Source organism: Tamaricihabitans halophyticus, assembly GCF_004340875.1.
GTDB classification, from domain to species: Bacteria; Actinomycetota; Actinomycetes; order Mycobacteriales; family Pseudonocardiaceae; genus Tamaricihabitans; species Tamaricihabitans halophyticus.
This window is the reverse complement of record NZ_SLXQ01000002.1, coordinates 1-14,011: the sequence shown is the minus strand read 5'-3', so window position 1 is coordinate 14,011 and position 14,011 is coordinate 1. Positions and strand designations below refer to the sequence as shown.

Below are 14,011 nucleotides of genomic sequence, written 5' to 3'. Positions count from 1 at the left end.
CCGGTGCGACGTACGCGGCGAATAACTGCGGGTCATATCGACATGTCCCGCACTATTACCGGGTCGCCGGCACGGGATTCGCGAACTCGCACGACTAGGGAACTGCTTCCAGCCGCCGGGGACCCAGCGGAACGACCGGTTCCTGACATCACCCATGGATTGCGTGGGTGATGTCGTTACCGAGTCCGTTATCCACATCGGCTCCCCGCTCACAACGGAAACCACTATCCGCGCAAGCTCGTTAGCAGTCACCACGGCCACCGGGAACCTGCCTGCACCTCATCCCGCGCCGAAGGCGTGGGAGCGAAGGCTCAGCAGAAGATGTGACCCAGGAAAGAATCCCCTGGGAACAACACCGGGCGCCCGTGCGCGCGGTGACTGAACACTGCCGAGGGTAGACGTCGCCGGTTGTGGGTGCAACAACCGCCCCCACCTGGCGCGTCGAGTTTGGTCACGACAGCTGGTCCACCGAGACGCCCTGCAGGTCCACGGACAGCTCGCGGACCTCGAACCCGGTGGTGTCCACATCCTCTGGCAGCACGCCATCGGTGGTCAGCGCGAGCACGGTCGGCCCGGCACCGGAGATGGCCGCGGCTACGCCCCGCTCGCGCAGTGCCTCGATCAGTGCCATGCTCGCGGGCCACGCCGGCCGCCGATATCCCTGGTGCAGCCGGTCATCGGTGGCGGCGAGCAGGAGTTCCGGACGAGTGGTTACGGCGTGTACCACCAGCGCCGCACGGCCGGCGGCGAAGGCCGCGTCCGCGTGCGGCACGGTCTCCGGCAGCAGTCCTCGGGTGGCCGCGGTCGCCGAGCGCACCTCGGGGATGGCCACCACCGGACGCAACAACCCGTGCGGTTCGGCGCGGCTCGCGTGGAATCCGTGTTCGCTGCGCCACACCAGAACCAGCCCGCCATACAGGCTCGCGGCGGCGTTGTCGGCATGTCCTTCGAAGTCCGCGGCCAGATTCAGTGCGCCCTCGTCCAGCTCGGCACCGGCCAAGGCGTAGCCCGCCGTGATTCCCGCCACGATCGCGGCGGCCGAGGAGCCGAGGCCACGCGAATGCGGGATCGCGTTCTGGCAGAAGACCCGTAGCGCCCCGGCGTCGTGGCCGAGGTGATTGCTCGCCGCACGTAGCGCCCGCAACACCAGATGCCGCTCCCCGCTCGGTAACTCGCGGGTGCCCTGCCCGGCGACCTCGACCCTGCTCCGGCCATCACTCGCGCGGACCTCGACGACGTCGTACATCCCGAGCGCCATCCCGAGCGCATCGAATCCGGAGCCGAGGTTCGCCGTGGACGCGGGCACCGTGATGCGCAGACCGGGCGCCTCCGGCGCGCTCATGTGAGCTCCAGCGCCGCCGCCACCGCCTGCGGATCGACCGGCAGCGGTTCAATCTCGATGTTGTTCTCCAGCGCGGTGGACGGGTCCTTGAGCCCGTTTCCGGTGACCGTGCAGACGACCGTGGAACCGGCGGGCAGCCGACCGTCGGCAACGGTGTGCAGTAGTCCAGCGACGCTGGTTGCCGATGCGGGTTCGACGAACACCGCCTCGCGCTCGGCGAGCAGCCGGTAGGCGGCAAGGATCTGCTCGTCGGTGACCGCTTCGAACAGCCCAGCCGATGCGTCCTTCGCGGCAACCGCGCTGGTCCAGGAGGCCGGACTGCCCACCCGGATCGCGGTGGCGATGGTTTCCGGCTCGCGTACCGGCGCACCGTGCACCAGTGGTGCCGCGCCGGCCGCCTGGAAGCCGAACATCCGCGGGGTGGCCGGAATCCGCCCCTCGGTGTGGTATTCGCCGTAGCCTCGCCAGTATGCGGTGATATTGCCCGCATTGCCGACTGGCAGGCAGTGCACATCGGGCGCGCGGCCGAGTACGTCGCAGATCTCCCAGGCAGCGGTCTGCTGCCCGACGAGCCGCACCGGGTTCACCGAGTTGACCAGCATCACCGGATGGTCGGCCGCGGTTTTGCGGGCCAGCTCGAGGCAGTCGTCGAAGTTGCCGTCGATCTGCAGGATGCGCGCCCCGTGCACCACGGCCTGGGCCAGCTTGCCAAGGGCGATCTTCGCCTGCGGTACGAGCACCGCGCAGGTCAGGCCGGCGCGGGCGGCATAAGCGGCGGCCGATGCCGAGGTGTTCCCCGTGGACGCGCAGAGCACGGCCTGAAAACCGGTCGCCCGCGCGTGCGTGATCGCCACGGTCATCCCCCGGTCCTTGAACGAACCGGTCGGATTCGCGCCCTCGACCTTCAGATACACCGTGCATCCGGTCAGCTCGGAAAGGTGCGGCGCCTCGATCAACGGCGTGCCGCCCTCGTGCAGCGTCACGACCTCGGCACCGGGCGGCAGCTCGATCCGGTCCGCATACGCGCGAATGATGCCCGGCCAGCCGGCCCGTGCGTCTGTCATGGCTCGCCACCTTCTACCCGCATTACGCTGACCACTTGGTGTACCGCGTCCAGTTTCGCCACATCGTCCACCGTGGCGCGAAGCGCGGCGTCACTGGCCGAATGGGTTACCACCACGAGGCTGGCATCCTGTGCCCTGCCTCGCTGGCGGACCACCGCGATGCTCACCTCGTGCGCGGCGAACACCGCGGCCACCTGGGCGAGCACACCGGCACGGTCGGCAACATCGAGGCTGATGTGGTACCGGGTGGTGGTTTGCGCGAACGGCCGAACCGGCAGTGCGGCGTACGCGGATTCCCGCGAGCCTCGGCTGCCCTGTACCCGGTTACGCGCCACCGCGATCAGGTCACCGAGCACCGCGCTCGCGGTCGGCGAGCCACCGGCGCCCTGACCGTAGAACATCAACTCGCCGGCGGCATCCGCTTCCACGTACACCGCGTTGAACGCGCCGTCCACACTGGACAATGGGTGTTTGCGTGGCAGCATCACGGGGTGGACCCGGACGGCGACGGACTCGCCGTTTTCCGTGTCGCTCACCCGTTCGCAGATAGCGAGTAGCTTCACCGTGCGGTCGAGCGTCTTCGCCGCGGCGATATCCGAAGCGGTCACCTCGGCGATGCCTTCGCGGTAGACGTCAGCGGCACTGACCCTGGTGTGGAAGGCGAGCGAGGCAAGGATCGCGGCCTTTGACGCGGCGTCAAAGCCATCCACGTCCGCGGTCGGATCGGCCTCGGCGTAACCAAGTCGCGCGGCTTCCTCGAGCGTCTCCGAATAACCGGCGCCCGAGGAGTCCATTGCGGACAGTATGAAGTTCGTTGTGCCGTTGACGATTCCCATCACCCGGGTGATCCGGTCCCCGGCAAGCGACTCGCGGAGCGGCCGGAGTAGCGGGATCGCGCCGGCCACGGATGCCTCGAAGTACAGATCGGCACCAGAGCTGTCGGCCGCGGCGAAGAGTTCGGCTCCGTGTTCGGCCAGCAGCGCCTTGTTCGCGGTCACCACCGATTTGCCCGCACGCAGCGCGTCGAGCAGCAAGGTCCGCGCCGGCTCGATACCGCCGATCAACTCCACGACGACGTCGACGTCGTCGTTCACCAGGCTCGCCGCGTCCGCCGTGAGCAGTTCGGCCGGTACGTCCGGATGCCGATCAGGGCGGCGCACCGCGATCCCGGTGAGCTCGATGGACGTGCCCACTCGCGCGGCGAAATCCGTCGCGTGTTCCTCGAGTAGCCGGGCTACCTCGGTGCCCACCGTCCCGTATCCGAGCAGCGCGACCCGGACGGGTCCGCGCACCCGCTCACTCACCACGTGCCTCCCGTTTTCCGTTCACAACCGATGATCGCCGGCGAACCGCATGCCAACCCGCTCACCGAACTTCCAGCCGCAGCAGATCCTCGATCGTCTCGCGCCGCCGAAGTGGTCGTACCTCGCCGTCCCGCACACTGACCACGGCTGCCCGTGGCAACCAGTTGTAACCGCTCGCCATGGAATAGCAGTAGGCACCGGTCGCGGCCACCGCGAGCAGATCGCCGGGGCCGAGGTCATTCGGCAGCCAGCAGTCCCGAACCACGACATCGCCGGACTCACAGTGCTTTCCGACCACTCTGGACAGCGTCGCCGAAGTTTCCGGCTCACTGCGCCTGGACACCAGCCGGCAATCGTACACGGCGTCATAGAGCGCGGTCCGGATGTTGTCGCTCATCCCACCGTCCACGCTGACGTAGCGTCGCTGCGCGTCAGTGCCGAGCACGACGTCCTTGATGGTGCCCACTTCGTAGAGCGTCACGGTGCCAGGACCGACGATCGCCCTGCCTGGCTCCACGGCGACCCTCGGCGGCCGCAGATCGGCGTACTCGCACTCCTTGGCGACGATGTTGTGTAGCTGCTCGGCAAGCATCGCGGGTGGTCGCGGATCGTCCTGCGGCACGTAGGCGATGCCGAGCCCGCCGCCGAGATCCACGGTGTGCACCGATTCCAGCGCGGCGGCACCCAGTTCGTCGCGTAGCTCGGCGAGCAGCCCGATCACCCGATGCGCGGCGACCTCGAAGCCGTCCACGTCGAAGATCTGCGAACCGATGTGACTGTGCAGTCCGATCAGGTTCAGCGAGGGCGACTTCAGCACCCGCCGCGCGGCCTCCAGCGCGTCACCGGCGGCCAGCGAGAAGCCGAACTTCTGGTCCTCGTGCGCGGTCGCGATGTACTCGTGCGTGTGGGCCTCGACGCCGACGGTCACCCGCACCATCACGTCCTGTTCGGTGCCACGTTCGGCGGCGATCGCCTCCAGCCTGGCGATCTCGAAGAACGAGTCGACGACGATCGTGCCCACCCCGGCTTCGACCGCCTCGGCCAGCTCCGCTGGCGCCTTGTTGTTGCCGTGGAAGGTGATCCGCTCCGGCGGGAACTCGGCCAGCTTGGCGACCGCGAGCTCCCCGCCGCTGCACACGTCCAGGCTCAACCCTTCCTCGGCGACCCATCTGGCGATCTGCGTGGTCAGGAAGGCCTTGGCCGCGTAGTGCACCAGTTCGGGCGCGCCGAACGCCTGCGCGTGTTCCGCACAGCGGGAGCGGAAATCCGCTTCGTCCACGATGAACAGCGGGGTGCCATAGGTGTCCGCGAGCTCCCGGACGTCCACGCCGGCGATCCGCACCACGCCGTCCGCGTCGCGTACGGCGCCCCGCGGCCAGACCAGTTCGGGAAGCCGGTTCAGATCCTCCGAAGTAGACGGTTCACGGCCGGCCGTATCCGTATGCGGCAGTACATCCGCGTGCAGTGGTCCTGCGGGGTGCGCTCTCATCTCACATCCATTCTGGGGCGCTCACGCCGAGCAGCCGAAGTCCGTTGGCCATGACCTGTTTCACCGCGAGGCACAGCCGTACCCGCGCGGTGTGCCCCTCGGAGGATGGCTCATCGCCTTTGGGCAGTAGCTGGCAGGTGTCCGCGAACGCGTGGCAGGCCCGCGCCAGATCCTCGAGATAGCGCGCGATCCGGTGTGGTTCGCTCCGGTTCGCGGCGGTTTCGCACACTTCGGGCCACTCGGCAAGGATGCGCACTAGTTCGGCCGTATGGTCGTCAGTGAGTTTCGCGTCACTTGCCGCGGTGCCAAGCGCGGGGTCGATGGCGAGGCGCTGCGCGCCTCGAGACACCGAGGCCAGCCTGGCGTGCGCGTATCGCACGAGGTAGCAGGGGTTGTTCGGGCGTTGGGTCCGCAGCAGATCCTCGTCGATGTGCACCGAGCCTGGTGGGCAGCGCAGTAGCGCGTAGCGGGCCTCGTCCTGTCCGACGAGCGCGGCGAGGTCCTGCTCGGTGACCGGCGCGCCGGTCACCTCGTTCACTCTGGTGAGCGGATCGCCGGCAGTGAGCTCGACGCGGTCCGCGCCGCCGTAGCGGGTGCCCTGCTCGAGGATGTCGGCGACGACCCCGTACCCGGCCGCGGGCGCGAGGCGAAGGTTCAGGAAGCCCGGCGTGGCCACCTCGACGGTGTCCAGCGCTGGTTCGCGGGCAAGGCGGTCGGCGAGCGCTCCGGCCAGCTCGAGCGGAGCCAGCCCGACTCGGGGCGCCACCTGCAGAGCCATCCCGGTCGCGTAATCGCCGTGTCGTGGATTCCGTGGTCGCCGCACGATGATCTCCGCCGGCAACGCGGCGGTATCCAGTCCGCGTTCGGTCAGCACCTCGGCGCCGGCCGAACGGACCAGGTCGGCGAGCATCGCGGGGGTCACCTGCGGAAGTCTAGGGAGCGCCCCGAACAGCGCAAAAAGGGGCCGGCGTGCCGATGATCTCGTGGTCCATCGGCACGCCGGCTGGTGAGTTATGCGTCGGTGTGGCTACCAGCTCAGTTCCGCGCAGCGTTCGGTCGCGTTGATCGGCTCGACCTGCAGCGTGGCGTGTTCGATGTGGTAGTCCTCGGCGAGGAGCCGCTGCGCCGCGCCGAGTACGTCGGCCACCTCCGCCTCGGTCTCGGTCGCCAGATGTGCCGAGGCGACCTCCATGCCCGAGGTCAGTGTCCAGATGTGCAGGTCATGCACGTCAACCACGCCGGGCAGGGCGGCGAGAGCGCCGTTGACCGCACCGACGTCCACCCGCTCCGGCGCGTGCTGGAAGAGGATGCGCAGTGCCCTGCGGGCCAACACGAAGCTACGCGGGAGCACGAACAGACCGATCGCGACACCGATGATCATGTCCGCGTAGGCCCAACCGAAGGCCAGGGTGATCGCACCGCTGATCAGCACGCCGACCGAGGAGATCAGGTCGGCGAACACCTCAAGATAGGCGCCCCGGACGTTCAGGCTCTCCTTGGCGCCCTGACGGAGCAGCGCGAAGGCGGCGATGTTCGCGACAAGGCCACCCAGCGCGACCAGTACCACCGGCATACCGGGCACCGTTGGCGGATCGTCGAGCCGGCCGACAGCCTCGTAGATCACGTAGCCGGCTACCCCGAACAACATGACGGCGTTGGCTAGCGCGGCGAAGACCTCGGCTCGGTAGAGCCCGAAGGTGCGGCTGGACTTGCGGCTCGCTCGTTTGGCCAACACGATCGCCGTGATCGCCATCCCGATGCCGACGACGTCGGTGAGCATATGCGCGGCGTCGGAGAGCAGAGCCAGCGAGGAGGTACTCAGCGCGACGATGAACTCGACCAACATGAAGCTCGTCGTGATGCCCAACGCCATGAACAGCCGGCCGAGGTAGCGCCCGGACGCGCTCTGCGGGTTCACCTGGCCGTGCCCATGTCCGTGTCCCATTACCAGCCTCCATAAGATCGCATAGGGAGAACATATAGCGACATGCGCATGTATGCAAGAAAGCTGAGGCTAAGTTTACTTGGTAGAGTGATGAGTCCCCGCCGGCGGCGGACGGGGTGGCCGCCGACGACGAAAACCGGATGCGATAGGCTCTCCGACGTCGCGATCGCGATGGGCCCTCGTAGCTCAGGGGATAGAGCACTGCCCTCCGGAGGCAGGTGTCGTAGGTTCGAATCCTACCGAGGGCGCCCAGGTCAGAGACCGCCTTGAGCCGGCCGAGCCGCCCGTTGGGGAATGGTTTGGGGAATGAAACGGGCCTACGCTCGTCTCATGGCAGGCAAACGGCACCGTCAGCGCGGTCATATCGAGGAACGTCGCGGCGGATCACTCCGCGTACACGTCTACGCCGGAGTCGACGCTTTCACGGGCGAGGAGCGCTACCTTCGGGAAACGATTCCAGACGGTCCGACGAAGTGGGATCAAGCCGAAGCTGCCCGAGTCCGATTGCTGAACGACGTATACGAGCAACGGCATCCACGCACCGATGCGACCGTGCAGCAGCTCCTAGACAAGCACCTGCCGTTGATGGACATCGCAGAGACCACCCGACGCACCTACGCGCGCTACGTCAAGAACCATGTGACTCAGCTGATCGGGCAGCGCAAGATCGGCGACCTGCTCGACGCGACGTTGCTCGACTCCTACTACGCCGAATTGGCGCGTTGCCGCGACCATTGCACCGGCTCACACACCGAGCATCACACCACCAAGGCGCGCGAATGCGACAAGCGGTGTCAACCCCATATGCGTGAACCACTTGCGGCATGGACCGTGCGGAAGATCCATTTCATCCTGTCCGGGGCGTACGCACGCGCCGTCCGATGGGGCTGGATCGGCCGCAATCCGATGGACCAGGCGGAACCACCCTCCGCGCCGAAACCCAACCCTGACCCGCCGAGCGCCGAGGAAGCCGCCGCTATCCTCAATGAGGCCTGGAAGGATCTCGACTTCGGCACGCTCGTATGGGTTGTGATGATCACCGCACCCCGCCGAGGAGAGATCAGCCGGCTACGGTGGCGGCACTTCAACAAGAAGCGAAAGGTATTGCGCTACAGCGGCAGCATTGCCCAGGACGGCGCCGAGATTTGGGAGAAGGAGACCAAGGAAGGCGAAGGGCGCAACCTCGCACTTGATGACACCACCGTTGCCGTGCTGTCGGACTACTACGACCATTGCGTCAAACTCGCGTCGCAGGCCGGACTCGCGATCACGTCCGACGCGCACATCTTCTCGCTAACCCCAGACGGCAGCACGCCGTACAAGCCCGCATCGCTCGGACAGCGCTACAAGCGGCTGGCCGGACGTCTAGGTATCAACACGTCGATCCACAAGCTGCGGCACTACTCAGCTACCGAGCTCATCGCCGCTGGCGTCGACATCCGCACGGTTGCCGGTCGCCTTGGCCATTCTGGTGGTGGCACGACGACGCTCAAGGTCTACGCCGCATGGGTCACCGAAGCCGACCAACGCGCGTCACAAACCCTGCTCTCACGCGTACCTGAGCGCCCTGCCGCACCACCAGACCCGATTGAACGAGCAAAGGCCGATCCGCAGGCACCCTACGAACACATCGCGGCCAGCCTGCGCCGAGCAATCCTCGAAGGACTGCTTCCCGGTGGCCAACTCGCGCCGTCCGTCAAGCAACTGTGCCAAGACCACAGCGTTTCAGCAGGTACCGCTCACCGCGCGCTCGGCCTGCTTCGTAAATGGGGACTGCTCAGCGATGCCGGTCGCGGCAACCGCCCCACGATCATCCGGCCACCAGAACCGGTTACCACGGAACAACCCGCCGCAGAACTACCGACGACTACTACGACGCCCGAGTCCACATCAGACGCTAAGGCAACCATCATGCTGGATCTAGGACTGTACCGACTCGGCAACGAGATTCGTTCATTCTCCGCGCAGGCCGACCCTACGAACGCCGAACATCTGCGCCGCCTACTAGCCGGCGCGATTCGACGTTTTGGAGGCGAAAACACCGACATCGACGACTATGCACTAGAAGTACGTAGAGCCGGAACGCCCGAGCTACTCACAACCTTTGTGTCCTTGTGATCGTCGACGATCACAAGGACACAAAGGTTGATTTTGAAGACTAAAAACATCCTAACTCTAGCTCATTTCTTAGTCTCCAAATTGATAATCATCCGAGAAAACTTTACGCAACGGCTCTTGTGCTCCGCGTACGATCGAGCACCCTTCAGTCGATATGTCGATAATATCCACGAAACCAAATGCTTCGGCAACCTTATTAAAGAAGACCGCGTAGTCCAGATCCTGCTTGGTCATCGGTTTCTTCTTGCCGTCCACCAACTGTTCGAGGAACTGAACTCTGTCAGCTGGTGTACTACCCCGCACAATATGACAAAGCTCCATCCGAACCTCGGCAGTGTCCTCCCAGTGCCGAATAGGATTCAATCCAGCATTCTCATGATACTTTTCAGGCGGCACATCATCCGGTACGTCGCACATTTGGCCACCTAACTACTAGGACTATATCAAATACGGAGCATTATAAGACCCCGCAAGACTGACCAGCAAGACCAAGAGATCGAGTACCGCCTGCGGCCGACACTTCCAGGGCCAGCCTAGTCACCCTTTTCAGAACGTACAGGTAGCACTTGCTGAATCTAGAAGCCCCCCCCACTAGCCGGGTATCTGTACGCTTTCACCGTCAGGACAAACTGCCCTTCACGGGCGACCTCGCTAAGCCTAGGAGTGCTCCAGGACCCGCTACCCGATGTTGTCAGAACTCGATCGTCATCTTGGACGGAACCCCCCGGAGATTGAGCAGCAGGCGCCGTTATATACATGAAGACATGGATCCTCGTATTTGCAGTGTAGTCCACGCCCCACCCTTTATAAGAAACCGTTAAAAAATCTGGATTCCTATGACATTGTATGTCGGCAAAAGTCTCATAGGCTGGAATATTAGATGATTCAGATGTCGCCGCGGCCACGGATCCGGTTACCATAAACACGAGAGAACTAACCAATAGTACCGCAGATGACCATAAGTACTTCCGAATGCTAATCTTTTTACCCTGCATACCTTATTCGCCCCTCATCATAATTTAGTGCTTCGTACGCCAGGCCCCTAGGCGAAGAAAACCAAAGGCCGGTCGCGGCACAACGGCTCATCCCAATCGGGGGTGTAGGAGTTGGGGTCTGAAGCCGCCGGTCTCGAGCAGGCTTCGGGCGATGTAGTTGGTCAGGTTGCGGAACCCGAGTGCGGAGCCGCGCAGGTGTTCGAGCCGTCCGTTGAGCGCCTCGGTCGGCCCGTTGCTGGTGCCGGGTCGTTCGAAGTAGGCGAGCACGTCGGCGGCTCGCTTCTTCAGGGTCCGGCCCAGGGTGGTGAGCTCGGTGAGCACCTTGGGGACGCCGGCGCTGAGGTCGGTGATCAGCTTCTCCATGAGCTCGCGGCCACGTTGCCGGTCCTCGTGGCGATAGGCGGCGATCATGCGCTGGTAGACACCCCAGGTCGCCTCGACCTCGACGTGAGCGTCATCAACGAACAGCGCGCGTAGCCTGTCGCTCTGCTTGTCGGTGAGCAGGTCCGCGCCGGTGTGCAGCGTGCGCCGCGACTTGTAGAGCGGGTCGTCCCTGAACCCACGGTGCCCGTGGATCGCGAGTTGGACCCGGCGCCGGCACCTGTCGAGGGCGTCACCGGCCAGGCGCACGACGTGGAAGGGATCCATCACCGTGACCGCGTCCGGGATCTCCTCCGCAGCGGCGGTCTTGAACCCGGTGAAGCCGTCCATCGCGACCACCTCGACCGCGTCACGGAAGGCGTCGTCGCAGTCGGCGAGCCAGGTCTTGAACGCCGCCTTCGACCGGCCCTCGACCATGTCCAGCAGCCTTGCTGGGCCGGCGCCATCGCGGACCGGGGTGAGGTCGATGATCACGGTGACGTACTTGTCGCCACGCCTGGTGTGGCGCCAGACGTGCTCATCGACGCCAATGACCTTCACGCCCTCGAACCGCGTGGGGTCGTTGATCAGCAGCCGATTGCCTTCGGCCAGGACCGCGTTGTTGGCGGTGTCCCACGCGACCCCGAGTCCCTCGGCGACACGGGCGACGGTGAGGTGTGCGACCACGATCCCTTCCAGCGCCCACCGCAACCCGGTGCGCGAGAGCTTCGCGCGTGGCTCCGCCGCGGCGCTGGTGTCTTGGCGCCACACGTGTCCGCAGTCGGCACAGCGGTAGCGGCGAACTACAACTTCCAGCACGGTCGGTCGCCAGCCCAACGGCTCGTGGGCCAACCGCCGGATCACGGTGTCACGAGCAGCGCCTTCGCTGCCGCACCGTCGGCAAGACTGATCTGGTTCCACCACGCGGCACGCGAGGACCGCACGATCCGGTTCAAGTCGTTGCCCGGTCACGCTCAGACCGAGGCCGTCGAGTCGAGCGAAGGCGGTCAGGTCAGGGCGGCCGAAGCCGGCCGGCGGGGTAGCGTCGGACACGTCGAGGTCTTTCGGATGGATGGCGTAGGAACCTCCATCGTCGGGAGACCTCGACGTCTATCTGCGGACCGACGCGCCCGGCCGACCTACACCCTCATCTGGGAAGAGCCCGCAAAGCCGACGTGATTAGGTCGTCGGTTCGATTCCGACAGGCGGCTCCGGCGAACAGCCCCTGACCTGCGCAAACGCAGGGCAGGGGCGGTTCGGTTCTGGTGGTCGCGCGATGCGCTGGCCTCACGGCTCTGCCCGACACCGACGTCGCTCTCCTCTGCGACGGACCCCTCGCCGGCTGAGCGCTCGCGGCCGGCATCCTGTCCGTGTGCCGATATGCCTCGCTCCGCTCGGCAACGCAGCGTGGCGTTGTGTCGCGACCTGGACGTGCGAGGTGTCAACGGTGCGTCGGCGCAGCGATCGTTGTGTGCGCAGCGAGATGCTCCATGCCGCACGCGCGGCGCGCACGAACGCAACGCCCCGGAACGCCAACGACCCGTCATCGCTGCGACGCGCAACGCGTCTCCCGTCACGGCAACGGATCGCAACCACGACCCGCCCACGGCGCCTCGCGGGACGGAGGGCAAGTTGACACAGTTGCGCTGCCATGGAACCGCGCTGGCTCTCTCGATGACCACCGGTGAAACAGTGCCGCTCCAGGCTTGCGCCTGGTGTTGCCTGGCCTCCTCGTGATCGGCCCGTCGGGGATCGTCAACGTGGTGCGGGTGTCGAGGCGGTCGGGTCCGACGGCTCGGCGGGGCGCGATCGTCTCGTGCGTTGGCGGACTACGGGAGCTTGGACGCGAGGACGTCGGCCGCCAGGATCTCGGGTGCTGCGCCGAGGAGGTGCTGGTTGGCCATCAGGGCTGCGACGATGGCGCCGTTGGCGTGGGCGTCGCGAGCGGCCTCGTCGGGGAATGCATCGAAGATCCAGAAGGTGTCGGCGTGGGTCCTAGCCGCGAACCAGACAATCGTTCCTACTTCTTCGTTGGCGAGTGCGACAGCGCCGGCGAGCAGATCGGCGAGCGCGTCGTGCTGTCCATCGGCCGCGACGATCTTGGCGACGAAGGCATACGGAAGTGATGCGGGTGTGGACATGAGGGGTTCTCCTTGAAGTCGGGGTTCTTCGTGGGGCGAGTTCAGCGTATGACGAGCGAGGGCCGGTGGGGAGTGGCGTATACGGCAGTATTGCTATTGTTCGCGCCATGCGTATCGGACTGATCGCGATCGACGGCTGCTTCGGTTCGGCGGTCGCGTCGGTCATCGACATCGTGCGGGTGGCCGACGGAGCCCGCGGCGATGTCGACCCGCGGATCGACCCGATCGAACTCGCCATCCTCGGACCGAAACGGCGAGTGACCACGACGGCATCGATGACCCTGTCGGTGGACCACCCGCTGTCGGAGTCCGGAGAGTTCGACGTGGTCGTCGTCCCTGCGCTTGGAACCCTCACGGCCGCCGCGACCCACGACGCCCTCCAGAGCCGAGATGCTCGTTCGGTCATCGCCTCACTCGGGCGCCTCGACGACGCGACCACCCGGATCGCCGCGGCGTGCACCGGCGTGTTCGCCGTCGCCGAGACCGGACGGATGCATCATCGGCGGGCGACGACCAGCTGGTTCCTGGGGCCGGAGTTCCTGAAGCGCTATCCGACCGTCGCCCTCGATCTCGACACCATGGTCGTGGTCGACGGGAACCTCGTCACCGCCGGCGCCGCCTTCGCCCACATCGACCTCGCGCTCTCACTCGTGCGATCGATCAGCCCCGACCTGGCCCAACATGTCGCCAAGCTCCTCATCATCGACGAGCGCCCGTCGCAGGCGGCCTTCGTCGCCTACGAACATCTCCGGCACGAGGACCCGATCGTCGTCGAGTTCGAACGCTTCGTGCGCGTCCGCCTGGACGAACCGTTCAACGTCGCCGTCGTCGCGCAGTCGCTCGGCACCAGCCGGCGCACCCTCGAACGACGAGTCCGTGCGGCGCTCAACCTCACTCCGCTCGGCTTCGTCCAACGGCTTCGCATCGAACGAGCTCGGCACCTCTCAGCAACCACGGACCTCACCTCCGCCGAGATCGCGCGACGGGTCGGCTACGCGAACGCCGAGACTCTGCGCTCCCTCCTGCGCAGGGAGCGACGCCGTTCCTGACCTATCGCCATGCCTGTAGCCGGTGTACTAGCGCTCGGTTGGAACCACCTCTCAGCACGTCGCGTCGACGCTCCTGCGTCGCCCCTGGACGACCCACTCGACACGCCCGGGGACTGTCTGGTTAACGGTGGATCTGGTCTTGGTCTGACACGCCGAGCAGCAAGCTTGGTGGGAAGGATCTGTGATGACCGAGACAGTGGAGCC

Annotated in this window: 11 protein-coding genes and 1 tRNA gene; 3 read left to right on the top strand and 9 right to left on the bottom strand. The window is 65.9% G+C overall.

What is annotated here, in order from left to right:
* Positions 1-451 precede the first annotated feature (451 nt).
* The 6 genes from thrB to EV191_RS07555 form a co-directional block, all read right to left on the bottom strand.
* On the bottom strand, positions 452-1,342 hold the full coding sequence (thrB, locus tag EV191_RS07580) for a homoserine kinase (protein WP_132876218.1): 891 nt from the start codon (positions 1,340-1,342) through the stop codon (positions 452-454).
* Positions 1,339-2,406 (bottom strand): threonine synthase, encoded by a 1,068-nt coding sequence (gene thrC, locus EV191_RS07575; protein ID WP_132876217.1) that lies wholly within the window; start codon positions 2,404-2,406, stop codon positions 1,339-1,341. The genes thrB and thrC overlap by 4 nt, the downstream gene beginning before the upstream one ends.
* Positions 2,403-3,710: a homoserine dehydrogenase gene (locus EV191_RS07570; RefSeq protein ID WP_132876216.1), complete on the bottom strand. Its 1,308-nt coding sequence runs from the start codon at positions 3,708-3,710 to the stop codon at positions 2,403-2,405. The genes thrC and EV191_RS07570 overlap by 4 nt, the downstream gene beginning before the upstream one ends.
* A 61-nt stretch (positions 3,711-3,771) precedes the next feature.
* Positions 3,772-5,199: a diaminopimelate decarboxylase gene (gene lysA, locus EV191_RS07565; RefSeq protein WP_132876215.1), complete on the bottom strand. Its 1,428-nt coding sequence runs from the start codon at positions 5,197-5,199 to the stop codon at positions 3,772-3,774.
* A 1-nt stretch (position 5,200) separates the two neighbouring features.
* Positions 5,201-6,121 carry a DALR anticodon-binding domain-containing protein gene (locus EV191_RS07560; RefSeq protein ID WP_132876214.1) on the bottom strand — a complete coding sequence of 307 codons (921 nt, stop codon included), beginning with the start codon at positions 6,119-6,121 and terminating at the stop codon, positions 5,201-5,203.
* Positions 6,122-6,226: 105 nt separating this feature from the next.
* The gene (locus EV191_RS07555) at positions 6,227-7,144 is read right to left on the bottom strand and encodes a cation diffusion facilitator family transporter (RefSeq protein WP_132876213.1); all 918 of its coding nucleotides are present in this window, start codon (positions 7,142-7,144) and stop codon (positions 6,227-6,229) included.
* Between the two features lie 175 nt (positions 7,145-7,319).
* On the opposite strand from EV191_RS07555, the gene EV191_RS07550 reads away from it, so the two are divergent.
* Positions 7,320-7,392 (top strand) — tRNA-Arg (locus EV191_RS07550).
* A gap of 256 nt (positions 7,393-7,648) precedes the next feature.
* On the top strand, positions 7,649-9,262 hold the full coding sequence (locus EV191_RS07545; protein WP_207894452.1) for a tyrosine-type recombinase/integrase: 1,614 nt from the start codon (positions 7,649-7,651) through the stop codon (positions 9,260-9,262).
* A gap of 69 nt (positions 9,263-9,331) precedes the next feature.
* Here EV191_RS07545 and EV191_RS07540 read toward each other — a convergent pair whose 3' ends face one another.
* The 3 genes from EV191_RS07540 to EV191_RS07530 form a co-directional block, all read right to left on the bottom strand.
* Complete coding sequence (locus EV191_RS07540) at positions 9,332-9,679, bottom strand: hypothetical protein (protein WP_132876211.1); 348 nt, start codon at positions 9,677-9,679, stop codon at positions 9,332-9,334.
* A gap of 665 nt (positions 9,680-10,344) precedes the next feature.
* A complete protein-coding gene (locus EV191_RS07535) occupies positions 10,345-11,670 on the bottom strand; it encodes an ISL3-like element ISPfr2 family transposase (protein ID WP_132876210.1) in 1,326 nt (441 codons plus the stop codon).
* A gap of 776 nt (positions 11,671-12,446) precedes the next feature.
* Positions 12,447-12,758 (bottom strand): putative quinol monooxygenase, encoded by a 312-nt coding sequence (locus EV191_RS07530; RefSeq protein ID WP_006247389.1) that lies wholly within the window; start codon positions 12,756-12,758, stop codon positions 12,447-12,449.
* A gap of 107 nt (positions 12,759-12,865) precedes the next feature.
* Between EV191_RS07530 and EV191_RS07525 the strand changes: the two genes are divergently transcribed.
* The gene (locus tag EV191_RS07525) at positions 12,866-13,807 is read left to right on the top strand and encodes a GlxA family transcriptional regulator (protein ID WP_020502092.1); all 942 of its coding nucleotides are present in this window, start codon (positions 12,866-12,868) and stop codon (positions 13,805-13,807) included.
* Positions 13,808-14,011: the final 204 nt, after the last annotated feature.